The sequence below is a fragment of the Nitrobacter sp. NHB1 genome, from assembly GCF_036964665.1.
Taxonomy (GTDB): Bacteria; Pseudomonadota; Alphaproteobacteria; order Rhizobiales; family Xanthobacteraceae; genus Nitrobacter.
This window is the reverse complement of the sequence record NZ_JBAMDA010000001.1, coordinates 2,496,468-2,516,295: the sequence shown is the minus strand read 5'-3', so window position 1 is coordinate 2,516,295 and position 19,828 is coordinate 2,496,468. Positions and strand designations below refer to the sequence as shown.

Below are 19,828 nucleotides of genomic sequence, written 5' to 3'. Positions count from 1 at the left end.
TGCCTGATCCCGAATCAGGGTCTTTCATGCACGTCCGCAACGTCCCCGCGTCAGTGCCGTTTCTGCGCACCGTCATCACCGCGCTGGTCGACGGCGTGCTGATCGAGGGGTTTCGTCCGCGCGCGCAGCCCGAACGGCTCGCAGAGGTCACGCTCTATCTGCCGACCCGTCGCGCCGACCGCATGGCGCGCGACATTTTCCTCGATGTGCTGGATGTCGATGCCGTGATCCTGCCGCGCATCGTCGCGCTCGGCGACATCGACGAGGATGAACTGGCCTTTTCGCAAGCCACCTCCCCTTCGGTAGAAGCGCTGCAACTGCCTCCGGCGCTCGACGGGCTCTCCCGCCGCCTGGCGCTTGCGCAACTCATCGAAACATGGGCGAAGCAACTGAAGCCCAGCGATCCGGCGCAGGTCCCACTGGTTCTCGGCGGCCCGGCCTCGACGCTGGCGCTTGCCGACGACCTCGCGCGACTGATGGACGACATGGCGACGCGCGGTGTGGACTGGCGCGCGCTCGACGGGCTGGTGCCTGACGCGCTCGACAAATACTGGCAGCTCACGCTCGGTTTCCTGAAAATCGCGCGGGACCATTGGCCGGCTCATCTTGAGGAAAACGGCCGGATCGAACCGGCCGTACGGCGCAACCGCCTGATCGAGGCCGAAGCCGCGCGTCTCGCCGCGCAGGGTGCGGGGCCGGTGATCGCGGCCGGCTCCACCGGTTCGATGCCGTCGACCGCAAAACTGCTGCATGTCATCGCTAACCTGCCGCAAGGCGCGGTCGTGCTGCCGGGGCTCGACACCGACCTCGACGAAGATGCGTGGCAACTGATCGGAGGCGTCAAGGACCGCAGCGGCGCATTCACCGCGCCGCCCGCCGCCGGCCATCCGCAGTTCGCGCTGCATGGACTGCTCAAACGCCTCAGAATCGCGCGCCGCGACGTGGAGACGCTCGGCACGCCTGCGCCATACGGGCGTGAGATGCTGGCGTCCGAGGCGATGCGGCCCTCGGACGCGACGGCGCAGTGGCATACGCGGCTTGCCGAACCCGAGGTCGCGGAGAAAATCGCAACCGGTATGCAGAACCTCGCGGTGATCGCCGCCGCCAATCCGGAAGTCGAAGCGCTCGCGATTGCCGCCGCCATGCGCGAGGCGCGCGAACTGAACAAGACAGCGGCGCTGGTGACGCCCGACCGCGCGCTGGCACGGCGGGTGATGGCCGCGCTCGGCCGCTGGAATCTCGCGTTCGACGATTCCGGCGGCGACGCGCTGATGGATACGCCAGCCGGAATTTTTGCGCGGCTGGTCGCGGGTGCGGCCTGCAACGGTCTGGAGCCGCCGACCCTGCTGGCGCTGCTCAAGCATCCGCTGTGCCGGCTCGGTCGGGTGGCCGGCGGATGGTCGCGCGCGGTCGCGACGCTGGAGCTTGCGATCCTGCGCGGCACCCGGCCGCCGCCGGGCAGCAGGGGATTGGCGGACGAGTTCGCACGGTTTTGCGGCGAACTCGACAAGCTCAATCATAAGGACAATTCGTCGCTGCATCGCTCCGAGCCTCGCGCCGCGCTGAAATCATATCACCTCGATGATATCAGCGAGTTGATCGCGGCCTTGCAGGCGGCGCTCGCGCCGCTCGAAGGTGACGGCGCATCTGTTTCGGCGGACTTTAACGCTTTCGCCACGCAGCATCGCGACGCGATCGAGGCGCTGTCGCACGACGATCAAGGTGTCGCCGCGGCCTTCGACGGCCAGCACGGCCTTGCGCTCGCCGCAGCGTTCGACGACCTCAGCAAGACCGGTGCGCGCAGCGGCCTGACGGTCAAGATCGCCGATTATCCCGAGGTGTTCGAAACCGCGTTCGGAGACTGCATCGTGCGCCGGCCGCAAGCCGCGGCGGCAAGCTTGCGGATCTACGGTCCGCTCGAGGCGCGCCTCACCCAAAGCGACCGCGTCATTCTCGGCGGGCTCATCGAGGGCGTCTGGCCGCCCGCGCCGCCCAGCGATCCCTGGCTCAGCCGTCCGATGCGGCACGAACTCGGGCTCGATCTTCCCGAGCGGCGCATCGGACTTTCCGCGCACGACTTCGCGCAAATGCTCGGCGCCGAGGATGTCATCCTCAGTCATGCCGCCAAGTCAGGCGGCGCGCCGGCGGTGGCCTCGCGCTTCCTGCACCGGCTCGAAGCGGTCGCAGGCAGCGAGCGCTGGGCAGCCGCGCAGCAAGCCGGCACGCGATACGTTCAATACGCCGAGGCGCTCGACCGGCCGGACGAGGTCACCCCCGTCGCCCAGCCCGCGCCAAAGCCGCCGCGCGCCGCGCGGCCGACGCGCTTGTCGGTGACCGCGATCGAGGACTGGCTGCGCGATCCCTATAGCATCTATGCCAAACACATTTTGAAGCTCTTGCCGTTAGAGGCCGTCGATATGCCGCTGTCGGCGGCCGATCGCGGTTCTGCGATCCACAATTCGCTCGGCGATTTCACAAAACTCTATCCGGCGAAATTGCCGGACGATCCGGCGAACGTGCTGCACGCCATCGGCGAGAGCCGTTTCGCGCCGCTGATGCAGCGTCCCGAAGCGCGGGCGCTGTGGTGGCCGCGCTTCCAGCGCATCGCGGCGTGGTTCGCGGAATGGGAGCAGTCGCGCCGGGCGCAACTCGTGAGAATCGACGCCGAGATCCGCGGCGAGATTTCGATTCCGATCGACGGCGAGCGCAGTTTCATCCTGTCGGCGCGCGCCGACCGCATCGAGCATCTCGGCGACGGCCGCTTCGCCATCCTCGACTACAAGACCGGCAGCCCGCCGAGCAGCAAGCAGGTGCGGCTCGGCCTGTCGCCGCAGCTCACGCTGGAATCCGCGATCCTGCGCGAAGGCGGCTTCGAGGGCATCCCGGCCGGCACGTCGGTGAGCGAACTGGTGTATGTCCGGCTCAGCGGCAACAGCCCAGCCGGCGAACCGAAGCCGGTCGATCTCGACAACAGCAAGACCGACATGCAATCGCCGGATCAAGCCGCCGATCGCGCCCTTGAAGAACTCAACGCCCTGATCCGCGCTTTCGACAATGAGGCGCAGGGCTATCCGTCGCTGGACCTGCCGATGTGGAAAACGCGCTACGGCACATATGACGATCTCGCGCGGATCAAGGAATGGTCGGCTGCGGGCGGGCTGGGGTTAGAGGAATGGTGAAGGCGCCCCGCCCCGTTCATCCCGACGCCAGCGCGCGCCAGCAGCGAGCGTCCGATCCGGCGACGTCGGTGTTCGTCTCCGCCAACGCCGGATCGGGCAAGACCCATGTGCTGGTGCAGCGCGTGATCCGCCTTTTGCTTAATGACGTTGATCCGGCGCGCATCCTCTGCATCACCTTCACCAAGGCGGCCGCCGCCAACATGTCGGAGCGGGTGTTCTCCACGCTCGGGCACTGGGTCACGCTCGACGACGACGCTCTGAATGCGGCGCTGCGCGACACCGGCATCGCGCAGCCCGATGCCGGGTCGCGGCAGCAGGCGCGAAAACTATTCGCGGCGGCGCTGGAAACGCCGGGCGGCCTCAAGGTGCAGACCATCCACGCGCTCTGCACGCGGCTATTGCAGCAGTTTCCGTTCGAGGCGCGGGTGCCGGCGCGTTTCACCGTGCTCGACGAGCGCGACCAGACCGAGATGATGGAACGCGCGAGCCTCGGTGTCATGCTTCAGGCCTCGCAAAATCCGGACAGCCCCGCCGGCCGCGCGCTGCAATACGCCATGGGTGCGGCGGCCGACATGACGCTGCGCGACGTGGTCAACCAGGCCTGCCTCAGTCGCGATCACTTCATGGCCTGGACCGAGGGTCGCAGCATCGAGCAGGCGATCAGGGATGTGGCGGATGCGGTCGGCGTCGATCCTGCCGAGCGCATCGAGGATGTCGAGCGCGAGATCGTCGACGGACCGCATTTGCCGCGATCTGAATGGAATGCACTCGCCGCGATTCTGGAAACAGGCAACAAATCCGATATCGAGCAGGCCAGACGCTTGCGCGAGGCGCATGCCATGATCGGCGAGGCGGCGCAAGCCGATCGCTATCTCGACGTCTTCCTGACCGGCGATCGCAGCCCACGCAAATCCTTCGTTACAAAGAAGATCGGCGATGTCAGGCCCGCCATCGCCGCGATGCTCGACCGGGAAAGCCAGCGTGTGATCGCGCTGCTCGAACGCCGCCGCGCGCTCGCCATCCGCGACCGCACGCAATCCCTGCTGGTCATCGCGACCGCGGTCGCCGCCAACTATCGGCGCGAGAAGCGGGAGCGCGGCCTTCTTGATTATGACGATCTGATCGACAAGGCGCTGGAGATGCTGGACCAGACCTCGCCCGGCTGGGTGCACTACAAGCTCGACCGCGGCGTCGATCACGTGCTGATCGACGAGGCGCAGGACACCAGCCCCAAGCAATGGGACATCGTCGAGCGCATCATCGCGGATTTCACCACCGGGGAAGGGGCGCGCGAGGGTGTCAGGCGGACGGTGTTCGCGGTCGGTGACGAGAAGCAGTCGATCTTCTCGTTCCAGGGCGCGGCCCCGCGCGAATTCGACGAGCGGCGGAGCAAGCTGGAGAGGAAATTCAGGGACGCCAAACTTCCGTTTCGCAAGGAGGATTTCATCTACTCGTTCCGCTCCGGGAAGACGATCCTGGAGTCCGTCGACTACGTATTCCGCGATGCCGCGATCTATACGAGCATTCATGCGGTCGGCGCTCATCCGGTGCATGAATCGCTGGCGGACGCAGCGCCGGGCATCGTCGATCTCTGGAGTCTGGAGGAGCGCGATGCGCGGCAGGAGATCGAGGGCTGGCGCGCGCCGTTCGATGCGGTGTCCGCAACCAGCCCCGAGGTCAAGCTAGCCCGGCGCATCCAAAGCGAGATCAAGGCGCTGATCGCGCAGGGCACCATGACGGGGCATCTGGGCGACCGCCGCCCGCTCCGCCATGGCGACATTCTGGTGCTGGTGCGGCGGCGCGGCAACGCCTTCGACGCCATCATCCAAGCGCTGAAGCAATCCGGCATTCCGGTCGCCGGCGCCGACCGCCTCAAGCTGACCGAGCACATCGCGATCATCGATCTGATGAACCTTGCGGATGTGTTGCTGCTGCCGCGGGACGATCTTGCGCTGGCGGTGGCGCTGAAGAGTCCGCTGTTCGGCCTTGACGACGACGACCTGTTTGCCATTGCGCACAATCGCAAGGGCTCGCTGCGCGATGCGCTCGCCGGCCACGCCGCGGCCGACGACAAATTCCGCGACGCGCTGGAGCGCCTGATGGCCTGCGAACGCCGCGCCACGCACGAATCGCCGTTCGCGTTCTTTGCATGGCTCCTGGGTGGAGATGGCGGGCGGCTGCGAATCCTGCGCCGGCTTGGCCATGAAGCAAACGACGCGCTCGACGAATTCCTCGAACTGGCGCTGACCTATGAGCGCAAGGCGCCGGCGGCGCTGCAGGGGTTCATGGCGTGGCTGCGCGCGGCCGACACCGACGTGAAGCGCGACATGGAGATTTCGCGCGACGAGGTGCGCGTGATGACCGTGCACGGCGCCAAGGGACTCGAGGCCTCCGTGGTGTTTCTCGCCGATACCGTGACGTCGCCGGCCGATACCGAGCGCCTCAGCCTGATCCGTATGGCGCGCGGCAACGCGCCCGCTCATGCGGCAGGCGTCACGGTCTGGGCCGGCAGGAAGGCCGAGGATCCGCCTGACGTGGTGAATGCCCGCGCGGCCATGATCGCGGAAACCGAACACGAATATCGCCGCCTGCTTTACGTGGCGATGACGCGGGCGGCGGACCGCCTGATCGTCGGCGGCTGCAAACCCGGCAACCGCAAGGACGTGCGCAAGCACGCATGGTACGACCTGATCGCCAAAGGTCTCGGCAACTCCGGCCTCGCGATGCAAGAGATCGAGACCGCCGCCGGTACGGTCAAACGTTTCACGCGGCCAGGGGAAATCGAACCACTCGCCGCCGGCTCCGCAACGCAGGCCGCCGCCGCACCAATCACGTTGCCGCCATGGCTGCGCACCATGGCCGCGCCGGTAGCGCCCGCCAGACAATCGCTGCGGCCGTCGGATGCGGACGATAACGCGCATCATCGTATCCGCCCCGGCGAACCCCCGGACCAGCGCAACCGCGCGCTGTTGCGCGGCAAGCTGGTGCACCGCCTGCTGCAATCCCTGCCTGATGTGCCGGTCGATCGCCGCCGCGACACCGCGCTGGCCTATCTCGGGCGCAATGCGAGCGACTGGAGCGAGGTCGAGCGCGAGGCCTTGGCGGCGCAGGTGCTGGCGCTGACCGACGATGCCCGATTCGCACAAGTGTTCGCGAGCGGCAGCCGGGCCGAGGTGGCGATTGCCGGACGGCTGACGACGCGGCGGGGGCATCCCGTGCTGGTGTCCGGCCAGATCGACCGGCTCGTGGTAACGCCGGAAGCGGTTCTGATCGTCGACTACAAGACCAACCATGCCCCGCCCCGAAACCCCGCCGATGCACCATCGGCCTATGTCCGCCAGCTCGCGCTCTATCGCGCGGTGCTGGCCAGGCTGTACCCGGACTTGCCGGTCAAGGCGGCGCTGCTCTGGACCGAGACGCCTGAAATGATGGAGATTTCGTCCCCGGTGCTCGATGCCGGGCTGGAAGCGATCATCTCGGTGTGAGAAACCTTGACCCGGCAAGGTCGCCTTCTTAACTTGGCACATAGTTTCAGGCGCATTCTTTTGCAGTGCGCGATCTCATCGAGGCAACGAGGTATTCCATGGCTGTTGGCAAGGTTTCGGACGCCAATTTCGAAGCGGAAGTGCTCAAGGCGACTGGCCCGGTCGTGGTCGATTTCTGGGCCGAGTGGTGCGGCCCCTGCCGCATGATCGGTCCGGTGCTGGACGAGATTTCCGGCGCGATGGGCGACAAGGTCAAGATCGTGAAGCTGAACGTCGACGAGAGCCCGCGGACGGCCTCGAAATACGGCGTGATGTCGATTCCCACCCTGATGATCTTCAAGGGCGGCGAGCTGGCCTCGCGTCAGGTCGGCGCCGCGCCGAAGCAGAAACTGGAGCAGTGGATCACCGCCACGGTCTGATTTTTACACGTTGGAATTTGCTGCAAACGGCCGGCTCATCGCCGGCCGTTTTTGTTCGCGCCTGCTTTCTTTCTCCCTTGTGGGAGAGGGTGTTTTATCGGCGTCATTGCGAGGAGCGCAAGCGACGAAGCAATCCAGCTATTACTGTTGTCCTGGATTGCTTCGCTTCGCTCGCAATGACGGTGGGTTCGATCCAACCTGAATTCAACAAACGTCAGATCGGCGGCGTGCCGTTCTCCGCCAGCACGCGCCCGGCGAGATACAGCGATCCCGCGATCAGGATGCGCGGCGGGATTTCATAGGCGAGCCGTGCCAGCGATTGCAGGGCGGCCTTGACGTCTGCCGCGGTGTCGGCGCGCATGTCGAGCGCGCGCACCGCATCCGCCAGCACGTCCGGCGGCATCGCGTTCTCCATATCCGGAATCGGCACCGCGATGACGTGGCGCGTCAACCCGGCGAAGTTGGCAAGAAAGCCCTTCGCGTCCTTGTTGCCCATCATGCCTGCGATCACCACCAGCGGCCGCGATACCCGCTCCTCGAGATCGCCGAGCGCCGCTGCCGCCACGCGGCCGCCATCGACATTGTGCCCGCCGTCGAGCCAAAGCTCGGCGTCGCGTGGCGCCTGATCCACCAGACTGCCGGATGTCAGCCGCTGCATCCGCGCCGGCCATTCGGCGCCGGTGACCCCGCGCTCGAACGCTGCGGTATCGATGCTGAAACGGTCCTGCGCCCGCAGCGTCGCAATCGCGAGACCGGCGTTGTCGAACTGATGCCGGCCGAACAGCCGCGGCGCGGCGAGATCGAGCAGCCCGCGCTCATCCTGATAGACCAGCCGCCCGTGCTCCACACTGACGTGCCAGTCCTGGCCGGCCGCGTGCAGAGGGCTGCGCATCTGCTTCGCCCGCTGCTCGATCACGGCTTGCGCCTCCGGCATTTGCTCCGCGCAGATCACGGGCACGCCGCGCTTGATGATGCCGGCTTTCTCGCCGGCAATCTGCACCAGCGTATCGCCGAGAAATTCGGTGTGGTCGATGCCGACCGGCGTGATGACGCTCGCCAGCGGCGTCCCGACCACATTGGTGCTGTCGAGCCGACCGCCGAGGCCGACCTCCAGCAGCAGCGCATCGGCGGGAATTTTCGCGAACAGCAGAAAGGCCGCAGCGGTCTTGATCTCGAACTGGGTGAGGGGCTCGCCGCCGTTGGCGCGCTCGCATTCAAGCAGCGCGTCGCGCAAGTCGTCGTCGCCGACCAGCGTTCCGGCCAGCCGCACGCATTCGTTGAGCCGCACCAGATAGGGCGAGGTAAAGACGTGTACGCGCAAGCCGGCGGCCTCAAGGATCGCGCGCAGGTAGGCGACCGTCGAACCCTTGCCGTTGGTGCCGGCGACATGAATGACCGGCGGCAGCCTGCGTTCGGGATGATCGAGCCGTTCGAGGATGCGCCACATCCGATCGAGCGTGAGATCGATCTTTTTCGGATGCAGCTTCGAGATCCGCGCGACGACCTCGCCAAGCGGCGTTTGTTGGGGCGGAGCAGCGCTCACGCGGGAGGCGCAGATGGCGCAGCCGCTTCCGGGGCGGGCATCGGCTCAGCCGGCTCCTCCGCGGCGGGCGACGGTTCCGGCACCGCATCGATCTTCGGCGCCTTGGTCAAGAGCCGGCACAGCCGCGCCAGCGTCGGCCGCAAATCGTGACGATGCACCACCATGTCGACCATGCCATGGTCCTTAAGATATTCGGCGCGCTGAAAACCGTCCGGCAGTTTTTCGCGGATGGTCTGCTCGATGACGCGCGCTCCGGCGAAGCCGATCAGCGCGCCGGGTTCAGCGATCTGGACGTCGCCGAGCATCGCATAGGATGCCGTGACGCCGCCGGTGGTCGGATTGGTCAGCACCACGATGTAGGGCTGGCTGGCCTCGCGCAGCATCTGCACCGCGACCGTGGTGCGCGGCAGTTGCATAAGCGACAGAACGCCTTCCTGCATCCGCGCACCGCCGGACGCCGCGAACACGATGAACGGGCATTGCTTCTCGACCGCGAGTTCGAGCCCGCGCACGATGGCCTCGCCAGCCGCCATGCCGAGCGAGCCGCCCATGAAATCGAAATCCTGCACCGCGACCACGACGCCAGCGCCTTCCAGCTTGCCAAAACCGACCTTCACGGAATCATTGAGCCCGGTCTTGGTGCGCGCATCCTTGATGCGGTCGACATACTTGCGCTCGTCGCGGAATTTCAGCGGATCGGCGGTCACCTCGGGCAACGCGACGTCGTACCAGGTCTCGTTATCGAAGATCGACCGCAGCCGCGCGTCCGCGCTCATGCGCATGTGGTAGTTCGAGCCGGGGATGACGAACTGGTTGCTCTCGACGTCCTTGTAGAACACAAGCTGTCCGGTATCCGGACACTTGATCCAGAGATTCTCCGGCGTCTCCCGCTTGAGGATGTTGCGGATTTTGGGTCGGACGACGTTGGTCAACCAGTTCATGCTTTGCTCCGTAACGTCGCACCATCGAGCGACGGTCCGAACCGGGTGAAAGGTTTCTATCGCGATTATGGCGAGGAGGCGACCCCTTACAGAATCAGCCTCAACCCCGGGGCGAACTTCGAATTCGGGATGCTGCATAGATGCGGTTCGGGCCCCTCTCCCGCAAGGGGCGGAGGATCAAACCGGCTATTCCGCGGCCTGCCTGGCGGACCGTACGCCCGCGGCCAGCGCCGCCGCGAGATCGGCGACCGCGTTAACCGTTTTGGCCGTTGCCTTGCCCTCGGCGTCGAGGCTGCCGCTGAGCGCATCGACCAGCGCCGAGCCGACCACCGCGCCGTCGGAGCGCTCGGCGATGCCGCGCGCGGCATCCGGGGTGCGGATGCCGAAGCCGACGCAAACCGGCAAAGTGGTATGACGCTTGATGCGCGCGACGGCCGCGCCGACGGCTGTCGAATCCGCCGCCGCGCTGCCGGTGATTCCGGTGATGGAAACGTAGTAAACGAAGCCGGACGTATTCGCGAGCACCGCCGGCAGCCGCTTGTCGTCGGTGGTGGGTGTCGCCAGCCGAATGAAGTTCAGCCCGGCCTTCATCGCCGGGATGCACAGCTCCGAATCTTCCTCCGGTGGCAGATCGACGACGATGAGGCCATCGACGCCGGCGGCCTTCGCATCGGTGAGAAATTTCTCGACGCCATAGATGTAGATCGGGTTGTAGTAGCCCATCAGCACGACCGGCGTCGAACCCTCGCCTTTGCGGAAGTCGTGGATCATCTGCAGCGTCCCGGTCACGGTCATGCCCGCATTGAGCGCGCGCCGGCCGGCGGCCTGGACCGCCGGACCGTCCGCCATCGGATCGGTGAACGGCATTCCGATTTCAATGATGTCGGCGCCGGCCTTCGGCAGCGCCTTGATGATGGCGAGCGAGGTTGCAGGGTCCGGGTCGCCGGCCATCAGAAAGGTGACGAAGGCCGAGCGGCCCTGTTTCCGCAACTCAGCGAAGCGTGTGTCGATACGGGTGGTCACTTTTTCCTGCCCTTCAGGATGTCGCCGACCTGCGGCACGTCCTTGTCGCCGCGGCCCGAGAGATTGACCACCATCAGGTGATCCTGCGGCCGCTCGGGTGCGAGTTCGACGACGCGCGCAATCGCATGCGCGGATTCCAGCGCCGGGATGATGCCCTCCAGCCGCGACAGCAACTGAAATGCGCTCAGCGCTTCCTCGTCGGTCGCGGAAAGATAGGTCACGCGGCCGGTCTCGTGAAGCCATGAGTGCTCCGGCCCGATGCCGGGATAATCCAATCCTGCGGAAATCGAATGCGCGTCCTGGATCTGGCCGTCGTCATTCATCAAAAGATAGGTCCGGTTGCCGTGCAGCACGCCGGGCCGTCCGCCGGTGAGCGAGGCCGCGTGCAGCTTGTCGAGGCCGTGGCCCGCCGCCTCGACGCCGAAAATCTCCACCGAGGAATCGTCGAGGAAAGGATGAAACAGTCCCATCGCGTTGGAGCCGCCGCCGATGCAGGCGACCAGCGAATCCGGCAGGCGCCCTTCCGCCTCCTGCATCTGCGCGCGGGTCTCGTCGCCGATGATCGACTGGAAGTCGCGCACCATCATCGGATAGGGATGCGGCCCCGCCACCGTGCCGATGCAATAGAAGGTGTTGTGCACGTTGGTGACCCAGTCGCGCAGCGCCTCGTTCATCGCGTCCTTCAGCGTGCGGGTGCCGGACTGCACCGGCACCACCCTGGCGCCGAGCATTTCCATGCGGATGACGTTCGGCTCCTGCCGCGCCACGTCCACCGCACCCATGTAGACCACGCATTCGAGGCCGAAGCGTGCGCATAGCGTTGCGGTCGCCACGCCATGCTGGCCGGCGCCGGTCTCGGCGATGATGCGCTTCTTGCCCATGCGCCGCGCCACCAGAATCTGGCCGAGGACATTGTTGACCTTGTGCGAGCCGGTGTGATTGAGCTCCTCGCGCTTGAGGTAGATCTTCGCGCCGCCGGCGCGGCCCGAGACCGCGGCGATGTCCCGAAGATGCCCGGTCAGACGCTCGGCGAAATACAGCGGCGACGGACGACCGATGTAGTCCTTGCGATAGCCGGCCATCTCGCGCTGGAACGCGGCGTCGGCCCTGGCCTCAGTATAGGCCTTCTCCAGATCGAGGATCAGCGGCATCAGCGTTTCCGCCACGAAGCGGCCGCCGAATATGCCGAAGTGCCCGCGCGCGTCGGGACCGGAGCGGAAGGAATTGGGGAGAGAATTCATTGTCACCCTTCGTCGTGGCCGGATTTGTTCCGGCCATCCACGTCTTGCTTGCTGTGAATCACGACAGACGATGCCAGGCACACCGACAAGCTTGCGCAGCCTGCGACTGCTATGGCCGGGCATGACGGCTGCTGTCGTTCTACGAGACTACCCCACATGCGAGGTCGCTTCGCGCAGGTTGATTTCCGCCGCTCGTGCCGCCTGAATGAAATCCCGGATCATTCCGGCGTCCTTGACTCCCGGTGCGCTTTCTACGCCCGAGGAGACATCGACGCCGCCGGCGCGCGTGATCTGCACCGCTTCCTGAATATTACCTGCGGTGAGGCCGCCCGACAGCACGAACGGAATTCCGGGAGCCAGGTTTTCCAGAAGGCGCCAGTCGAAGGGCACGCCGAGTCCGCCGGGCCGCGTGGCGTCCTTCGGCGGACGCGCATCGAACAGCAGGCGGTCGGCTGCGGCGGCATAGCCGGGCAGCGCCGCAAGGTCGGCGGCGACCTCAACACCGATCGCCTTCATGACGGGGAGCCCGAACGTCCGCTTGATCTCGCGGATGCGGGCCACGGTTTCCTTGCCGTGCAATTGCAGCAGGTCCGGCCGCAAGGCCTCGACGATGCCGCGCAGCGTCGCGTCGTCGGCATCGACGGTCAGCGCGACCTTGCCCGCACGGCCTCGCACCTGCGCGCCGAGATGTCGCGCGCGCGAAAGATCGAGATGCCGCGGCGACGGCGGAAAGAATACGAAGCCCACCATATCGGCACCGGCCTGCAGCGCCACGTCGAGCGTCGCAGGGGTGGACAGGCCGCATATCTTGACGATCAGGGACATGATCTCGCAGGAACAAGGTCTCGAACGATCCGGCGCAAAGCCGGACAAACCGGCGGAAACCGGCCGGTCCGGGCATCAGGCGCGATGGGCGGGTTCTACAACGTCGCGCGCGGGTTGTCTCGCCTGCGCGTGGGGCCGTTCGGACGTTCTCTTCCCGTTGCGGCTGGATACTCGATCACGATGATTTTGGATCGAATCGATCCAAAATCATGAACGTGATCGGTTCCAGTATTTTGAGAAGCGGGATGCGGGCGGAAAACCGCTGCACGCTTTTTTTCTCGTCCCGCTCCAGGATCGCTATCCGGCCCGGCGCGTCAGGTCCGACAGCGGCAGCCGCGGCGTATCGCGCGACTCCCAACGGGCTCGCAAATCGGCGAGTTCCACACGCGCCTCCCGCGCATCGGCCTCGTACTGGTGCGCGACTTGACGCCAGCGGCGCTGCCGGAACCAGGTCGCGACGCTCCCCGCCACCACGCCGACAATCGCAACCGCAATGATGAGGATGAACAGCGGCAGTGTGACGCCGGCCAGTGAATCGCTCGCATCGAAGGGATCGAACGTCACCGTCACCAGATGACGGTTTGCGAACGCAAACACGATGAAAAGGACACCAAGCGGAATCAGGATCAGGCCGGTCAGGAATTTACGCATGATCTCTCTCGCGACGGCAGCGGCAAGCAGCGCTCATGCTGGCAGGTTCGCTTGCCAATTCATGGGCCACTCCCGTGAATATTCCTATGCGCTCGCTTCGCTCGTCGCGTTCTCGCGATTGAGCCGCTCGCGCATTTCCTTGCCGGTCTTGAAAAACGGTACGCTCTTCTGATCGACCGGAACGTGTTCTCCCGTGCGCGGATTGCGGCCCGCGCGCGCAGGACGATGCTTGACAGAGAACGCACCGAAACCACGCAGTTCGACGCGATCACCCCGCGCAAGCGCGGTAACAATCTCGTCGAGAATCGCGTTCACGATGTTCTCCACATCCCGCTGATAGAGGTGCGGGTTGTGTTCGGCGATGCGCTGAACGAGTTCGGATTTGATCATCAAGACTGGGACCCGTGCGTGGGAGAGTCCATTTCCGTGAAAATGGCCAGGACTGTCAAGCCGCTAAATGCGATTCGGACAGTTGTGAGAATCCGGCGCGCGGCCTGCGCCGCAGCATCGAAGGTTTTCGCAGCGCAAAAAACTCCGGCACGCGCCCGATTCGAGCCTCAATTCGACGACGCAGGCTGCCATAACGCCAGCATCCCGTCGAGACCCAGCCGATCTGCCGCCCGCGCGATGCCGGTCTGCTCGACCTGCCGCGCGACGCTACTCAATCCCAGCGCATCGAAGGCCACGGAGGCGGCGGTGCGCAGAAACGTCATGTCGCCGAAGCGCGGCGACAGCTTGAAATCGCGCACCGGAAGGTCGGGCGCGACTTTCTTCTCGGCCACAAGCCACGCGATCGCGGCCTTTTCGTCGCCAAGCTGATCGATCAACTTGAGGTCGACCGCCTGCCGGCCGGTGAAGACACGGCCGTCGGCGACCTTTTCGAGTTGCCCGTTGTCCATGCCGCGCCGCTTCTGCACCAGACCGCGGAACCAGGCATAGGAATCCTTCACCAGCGCGTCGAGCGCGGCCCGCGCCTCCGGACTGGTCGGCTCAAAGCCGTTCGGGGCCGCCTTCAGCGGCGACGACTTCACTTCCTCGACCTTGACCCCGACCGTTTTCAGAAGGTCGGTGAAATTCGGATACTGAAACAGCACACCGATCGAGCCGACCAGCGCCGTCTGCTGCGCGACGATGTGGTCGGAGGATAGCGCGGCGATATATCCGCCCGACGCGCAGAGCCCATCCACCACCACCACCATCGGCTTCTTCGCCTTCAGCCGCACCAGGGCATCGTAGAGCTGTTCGGATCCGGCGGTGGTGCCGCCCGGCGAATTGATGTGGACGATGACCGCGGGCGCGTTCGACTTGCCCAACCGCTCCAGCGCCTCGACGCGATTCTGATCGTTGCGGATCAGGCCTTCGATGTTGACGCGCTGGATCGCACTCGCGCCGGTCAGCTTGCGGCCCCACGGTGTGGCATAGACGCCGACGGCGACGACCGCGGCGATCACGATCACTGCCGACGCCACGCGCCAGAAGGTGAGCTTGCGGCGCAACCTGCGGCGATCGACGATCACATCGGACTCAATCGACATCGAAATTCTCCTCAAGGACTGCGATCAGGGCTCGCACCGTGGCGTTGGTTGGCCCACAGCCAACCAAGACGTGGGCTTACCAAGACTTGGGCTCATCAAAGACTCACCAAAGACTTGGGCTCAAGCTACACCAATTGCGGCGCAATATGAAGAAAGCAAGGCCGATCCTGGGCCGTCGCCGCAAGGGCCGGAAACGCTACCGGCTGCGACGATCCGGCGCGATCAGTTCGGGCCGCGGCCCCGACAACCGCTTGTGCATGTGGACCATGAAAGCCATGCCGAACAGCGGTGTTGCCAGGTTGACGATCGGAATCGCCACAAAGGCCGCGATGATGAGGCCGGCCAGGAACACCGTCGAGGCGTTGTCGCGGCGCATCGCCTTGGCCTCCGCCGGCGAGCGGAACCGCATCGCCGCGAGTTCGAAATATTCCCGGCCGAGCAGCCACGCGGTGGCGATGAAGAAGGCGATGAAGCCGGCACCGGCCACGAACACGAACGGCAGCGCGATCAGGTAGACGAGCAGCGTCAGCAGCGCGGTCTTGATGCCCTCGGTCATGGCGAGGCCGAACGGCAGCGCCGCGCCTGAATGCTCAGCCGGATAATGCTCGCGCTCGACGATCTCGCCGACGTCGTCGACGAACACGCCCGCGACCAGCGAACTGATCGTCGGCATCAGAAACACCGCGCCGAACACGATGCCGAAGCCAGCGGCGATCGAAACGATCCAGGCCAGGATGTTGAGCGGCGTGTGGAAGCTCGGCCCGAGCGCGGTCTCGGCCCAGTGCTCGCCGGAGCCGGCAAGCCAGCTCAAAAGCCGCTGCAGCCCGACGGCGGACACGGCGATCAGCACCAGCGCGAGCCCGATGACGCGCCACAGGATGGCGCGCATCGGCGGCGACAGAATCTGCGTGAGGGCCTTGACGGCGGCGCCGATCATGACGGTCAGTTTCCGGTGAACCCTGCGCTCAGATAAACGCAGCGGCGCGCGCCGGCAAGGGCGCGGATGCCTCAGCCGGACTGACGGTCACGCCTTGGCGGCGTAGGTCTGCGCGCCCGCGAGTTCGGCCGCGATCATGGCGCCAAGCGCCATGTCGCTCTGCTGGCCGAAACCGTGATGAACGATGCGGCCGTCGCGGCCGATCAGGATGCTGGTCGGCGTGCCCTGCATGGCGTAGCGGCTCATGGTGACCGGCAGCAGGGTGCCGTCGCCGGCGGCGTCGACACCGATCGGAAACGTCAGCCCGTATTCGTGAATGAAGGCTTCGAGCGAAACCGGCGTCATAGCGGCGTGATGTTCGAACACCGTGTGCAGGCCGATCACCTGAAGGTCGGTCGCCTTGAACAGCTCAAAGGCGCGCTGCGTCTGCGGCGTTCCATGCGCGACGCAGCCGGGACACAACATCTGGAAGGCATGGAGCAGCACCGGGCGACCGCGCAGCGCGGCCAGCGTCAGCGATTCGCCGGTATTGAACCATCGCGACACGGCAAGTTCGGGAGCGGGGACGTCGGCACCGGTCATGGATTGCCTCGCGCGGACTGCGGCCGTAGCGGCGCCCGTTCGACGCGCGGATGGTACTCCGCGACGGTGGCGCGCTCGATCGCGCTCACCCCTTCGACCTGAGCCGGCACCGGCGCATCATGCGGCGCAGGAACCGACACCGGCGATAGGCCGTCGGCTTGAAACGGACCGAACACGCCCGCTCCCTCCGCGAGCGGCTTCTGCCTGTCGGCCCAATGGAGTGAGAGGTAATCGAAACCCTCCTCGATCGTGGGCTTGACGATCTGAAAATAGGGCGAGATGTCGAAGTCTCGCGGCATGTAGAGCGAGGAATCGCGGATGTGCAGAATCTCGCGCCGCGCTTTGCGGCTGCCGGCGCGGGTGATCTTCGGCAGGATCGGATAACGCACCGCCTCGAACGCCTGCGCGATCAGCGCCGAGCAGATGATCTTGGTCGGATCGCCCGAGCCGAACGCGATCATCCGCCGCCGCCAGCGCTGCGGCACAGGCAGCGGAATCAGGTAGCGCATCAGGTCGACGATGTTCTTGGTGTCGTAGCCGAAGCCGATCCGGTTGATGGCATAGCGGCACACCGTGACGCGGTCCTCGTGAGACAGCCCGACCGGGCGGCACAGCCGGGTGTGATACGGAAAATATTTCGACAGCGGCGCGGAGGTGACGCCCTCGCCGATATCGGCCTCGATCAGCACATGCGGCTCGCCGTCGGGCTCGACGGCGCCGTCGACCGGGCCGACATAGAGCGCGGCGTGCGACCATGTCGATTGCGTCAGATACTTGATGATGCCGGAGATGCGGCTGTTGCCTTCGATCAGGAGAACATCGCCCTCCTGAATGAGATCGCGCAGATGCTCCGGATCGCTCGGCGTGAACGGCTCATACCCCAGCACCTCCTTCTGGAGATATGCCGCAATCCATTTTCCGACCGTATCGAGCACGAGGCCCATGGCAGTCTCTCTCCGCCGTTCGTCCTGACCGGTTTTTCCCTCCTTACCATGGTCAAAAGCCATTGCAATTTGGTTCATGCTGACAATTGCGAAATTACGATCGATTCACCATGACGGTTGCCGCAGGCGCATCAATGCGGCAAGTTCGCCGTGTTTCGAATCCAGGGCTCGTCGGTCTTGCCGTGCTGTTTTTCGAACTTCGGATTCGAAGGACACTGAAAATCTACGATTCTCGTGTGGGTTAGGTACAAAAGCTCTCTTGCCGGACGTGCCGCAAGGACGAAGAGAACTTTCGAACCGCCACACGAGGGGTTCCTTATATTTTCAAGCGTCGGAAACCATGCCATGAGAATGACGCGCCGCGATTTCCTGTCGGCGTCCGCCGCCTTCGCGGCAGGAATGGGGCTCGGCCGCGCGCGTACCGCGCCGCTGCCGCGCGAGGCTGACGTCGTCGTGATCGGCGCGGGGGCCGCGGGCATAGCGGCGGCGCGGCGGATCCGGGCTGCGAACCGCAAAGTAATCGTGATCGAAGCGACGGACCGGACCGGCGGACGCTGTCATACCGATATCAAGACATTCGGCACGCCGTTCGATCGCGGCGCGCGCTGGCTCTACGACCCCGACACCAACCCGATGATCAGGCTGGCGCGAAGCGCGGGGACCGGTGTGTTTGCGGCACCGCCCGGCCAGAAAATCCGCATCGGACGGCGTAACGCGCGCGCCGGCGAAACCGAGCAGTTCCTTGCAGCGCTGGTGCGCGCGAAACGCGCCATCGGCGAGGCCGCGCGCGGCAGGACCGACGTCGCCTGCGCCTCGGTCCTGCCCGGCGATCTCGGTGTCTGGACCGGGACGATCGACTTCGTGCTCGGCGCCGGCGCCACCGGAAAGGATCTGAAAGACCTCTCGGCGATGGACCGGGCGCGCGCCGCCGAGCGCAACGCCGCGATTGGCTGCAAGCAGGGCCTCGGCACGTTGCTCGCGGCGCTCGGCCAAAACCTGCCAGTGAGCTTGTCGACGCCCGCAAACCGGGTGTCGTGGGCCGGCCGCGACATCGGAGTCGAGACGCCCGCAGGACGCATCAGTACGCGTGCCGTCATCGTCACCGTGTCCACCAGCGTGCTGGCCTCCGGCAACATCCGCTTCACGCCCGAGCTGCCGAAGCGCCAGCTCGATGCCGCGGCAAGGCTGTCGCTCGGCAGCTACGACCGCGTCGCGCTGTGGCTGCCCGATAATCCGCTCGGTCTCGGGCGCAACGAGACCATGATCGAGCAGAGCAGCGACGGAAACACCGCGCTGCTCGCGGCGAACGCCAATGGATCGTCGCTGTGCACGATCGATGTCGCGGGCAGCTTCGGCCGCGATCTCTCGGCGCAGGGCGAGGCCGCGATGGTCGCGTTCGCCACGGAATGGCTGACGAAACTGTTCGGCAGCGATGCGGCGGCTGCGGTGAAACGGTCCGCCGCAACCCGCTGGAACGCCGCGCCCCATGTGCTCGGCGCGATGTCGGCGGCGGAGGTAGGCGGGCAGCCGTCGCGGACAATTCTGATGGAGCCGCTGGGCAGTCTATTCTTTGCCGGCGAGGCCGCGCACGAGACGCTGTGGGGCACCGCCGGCGGCGCATGGGAGAGTGGCGAGCGCGCGGCCGATGCCGCGCTGCGGAAGATCAGCGCGATCAAGGAGCCGGCACAACCCTCGGCGTCAAAGCATAAGCGGTCGCGACACCACAGACGGGCCCCGTCGCGGCGGTCGCAGGACGCCTACGGCTTTCCGCTGCCCAGATGACACGACCGAGGGCTCTGATTTCATGGTCGTCAGGCAAGGACAGCGCCTTTGCGCTGCATGAGGTCCGCCGCGCGGGCGCGTTCGATGTCGTCGGCGCGCTGACCACGGTAAACGAGAGCTTCGGCCGCGTCTCGATCCACGGCGTGCGCGAGGAGGTCTTGCACGCGCAACTCGCGGCCGCAGGGCTGCCGCCGCGCGTGGTGCCGATTCCCTATCCCTGCTCCAACGAGGTGTATGAAGCACGAATGGGAGCCGCGATAACGGACGCAAAGCAGGCCGGCATCACGCACGTCATCTTCGGCGATCTGTTTCTCACCGATGTGCGCGCCTATCGCGAGCAGAAGCTCGCCGGCACCGGCATCGCGCCGGTTTTTCCGCTGTGGGGCCGGCCGACCGCGGCGCTTGCGCGCGAGATGATCGCAAGCGGACTGCAGACGCGGCTCGTCTCGATCGACCGGGCCAAGCTCGACCTCTCGTTTGCCGGCCGCAGCTTCGATCTGACATTGCTGGCCGACCTTCCGGCCGGAATCGATCCGTGCGGCGAAAACGGCGAGTTCCACACCTGCGTCACAGCCGCACCCGTGTTTTCGCATCGGATCGAGGTCGCGTCCGGCGATGTCGTCGAGCGCGACGGGTTTGCGTACTGCGATCTGTTGCTGGCGGAATAGAGCGGGATGAAAGAGGTTTGAGATCGTCATTGCGAGGAGCGCAAGCGACGAAGCAATCCAGTCTTTTCGGAAT

At 65.7% G+C, this 19,828-nt stretch carries 16 protein-coding genes; 5 read left to right on the top strand and 11 right to left on the bottom strand.

The window, feature by feature from the left end; genetic code table 11:
* The first annotated feature begins 26 nt into the window (after positions 1 to 26).
* The 3 genes from addB (at position 27) to trxA (ending at position 7,083) form a co-directional block, all read left to right on the top strand.
* A complete protein-coding gene (gene addB, locus V4R08_RS11710) occupies positions 27 to 3,179 on the top strand; it encodes a double-strand break repair protein AddB (RefSeq protein WP_335579514.1) in 3,153 nt (1,050 codons plus the stop codon).
* Entirely contained in the window at positions 3,173 to 6,664 is a 3,492-nt protein-coding gene (addA, locus tag V4R08_RS11705; RefSeq protein ID WP_335579513.1) for a double-strand break repair helicase AddA, read from the top strand. Before addB ends, addA begins: the two co-directional genes overlap by 7 nt.
* 98 nt (positions 6,665 to 6,762) lie before the next feature.
* A complete protein-coding gene (gene trxA / locus V4R08_RS11700) occupies positions 6,763 to 7,083 on the top strand; it encodes a thioredoxin (protein ID WP_011508667.1) in 321 nt (106 codons plus the stop codon).
* A gap of 214 nt (positions 7,084 to 7,297) precedes the next feature.
* On the opposite strand, the gene V4R08_RS11695 is transcribed toward trxA, so the two are convergent.
* The 11 genes from V4R08_RS11695 to V4R08_RS11645 all read right to left on the bottom strand — a co-directional run bounded on the left by V4R08_RS11695 (position 7,298) and on the right by V4R08_RS11645 (position 17,305).
* The gene (locus V4R08_RS11695; protein ID WP_442935683.1) at positions 7,298 to 8,641 is read right to left on the bottom strand and encodes a bifunctional folylpolyglutamate synthase/dihydrofolate synthase; all 1,344 of its coding nucleotides are present in this window, start codon (positions 8,639 to 8,641) and stop codon (positions 7,298 to 7,300) included.
* Positions 8,623 to 9,567, bottom strand: coding sequence for an acetyl-CoA carboxylase, carboxyltransferase subunit beta (accD, locus tag V4R08_RS11690; protein ID WP_335579511.1), 945 nt, complete (start codon positions 9,565 to 9,567; stop codon positions 8,623 to 8,625). The genes V4R08_RS11695 and accD overlap by 19 nt, the downstream gene beginning before the upstream one ends.
* Positions 9,568 to 9,753: 186 nt before the next feature.
* Positions 9,754 to 10,590 (bottom strand): tryptophan synthase subunit alpha, encoded by an 837-nt coding sequence (gene trpA, locus V4R08_RS11685; RefSeq protein WP_335579510.1) that lies wholly within the window; start codon positions 10,588 to 10,590, stop codon positions 9,754 to 9,756.
* Positions 10,587 to 11,831 carry a tryptophan synthase subunit beta gene (trpB, locus tag V4R08_RS11680; RefSeq protein WP_335579509.1) on the bottom strand — a complete coding sequence of 415 codons (1,245 nt, stop codon included), beginning with the start codon at positions 11,829 to 11,831 and terminating at the stop codon, positions 10,587 to 10,589. Before trpB ends, trpA begins: the two co-directional genes overlap by 4 nt.
* 147 nt (positions 11,832 to 11,978) lie before the next feature.
* On the bottom strand, positions 11,979 to 12,656 hold the full coding sequence (locus V4R08_RS11675) for a phosphoribosylanthranilate isomerase (protein ID WP_335579508.1): 678 nt from the start codon (positions 12,654 to 12,656) through the stop codon (positions 11,979 to 11,981).
* A 297-nt stretch (positions 12,657 to 12,953) separates the two neighbouring features.
* A complete protein-coding gene (locus V4R08_RS11670) occupies positions 12,954 to 13,307 on the bottom strand; it encodes a LapA family protein (RefSeq protein ID WP_335579507.1) in 354 nt (117 codons plus the stop codon).
* 84 nt (positions 13,308 to 13,391) lie between these two features.
* Positions 13,392 to 13,697: an integration host factor subunit beta gene (locus V4R08_RS11665; protein ID WP_011508674.1), complete on the bottom strand. Its 306-nt coding sequence runs from the start codon at positions 13,695 to 13,697 to the stop codon at positions 13,392 to 13,394.
* Positions 13,698 to 13,864: 167 nt separating this feature from the next.
* Complete coding sequence (gene sppA / locus V4R08_RS11660; protein ID WP_335579506.1) at positions 13,865 to 14,842, bottom strand: signal peptide peptidase SppA; 978 nt, start codon at positions 14,840 to 14,842, stop codon at positions 13,865 to 13,867.
* A 196-nt stretch (positions 14,843 to 15,038) separates the two neighbouring features.
* Positions 15,039 to 15,779: a sulfate transporter family protein gene (locus tag V4R08_RS11655; RefSeq protein ID WP_335579505.1), complete on the bottom strand. Its 741-nt coding sequence runs from the start codon at positions 15,777 to 15,779 to the stop codon at positions 15,039 to 15,041.
* An 87-nt stretch (positions 15,780 to 15,866) separates the two neighbouring features.
* Positions 15,867 to 16,361, bottom strand: coding sequence for a peroxiredoxin family protein (locus tag V4R08_RS11650; RefSeq protein WP_335579504.1), 495 nt, complete (start codon positions 16,359 to 16,361; stop codon positions 15,867 to 15,869).
* Complete coding sequence (locus tag V4R08_RS11645) at positions 16,358 to 17,305, bottom strand: YiiX/YebB-like N1pC/P60 family cysteine hydrolase (protein ID WP_335579503.1); 948 nt, start codon at positions 17,303 to 17,305, stop codon at positions 16,358 to 16,360. The genes V4R08_RS11650 and V4R08_RS11645 overlap by 4 nt, the downstream gene beginning before the upstream one ends.
* A 345-nt stretch (positions 17,306 to 17,650) precedes the next feature.
* Here V4R08_RS11645 and V4R08_RS11640 point away from each other — a divergent pair, with 345 nt between their 5' ends.
* Positions 17,651 to 19,087, top strand: coding sequence for a flavin monoamine oxidase family protein (locus tag V4R08_RS11640; RefSeq protein ID WP_335579502.1), 1,437 nt, complete (start codon positions 17,651 to 17,653; stop codon positions 19,085 to 19,087).
* Positions 19,084 to 19,755 (top strand): Dph6-related ATP pyrophosphatase, encoded by a 672-nt coding sequence (locus tag V4R08_RS11635; RefSeq protein WP_335579501.1) that lies wholly within the window; start codon positions 19,084 to 19,086, stop codon positions 19,753 to 19,755. The genes V4R08_RS11640 and V4R08_RS11635 overlap by 4 nt, the downstream gene beginning before the upstream one ends.
* Positions 19,756 to 19,828 lie beyond the last annotated feature (73 nt).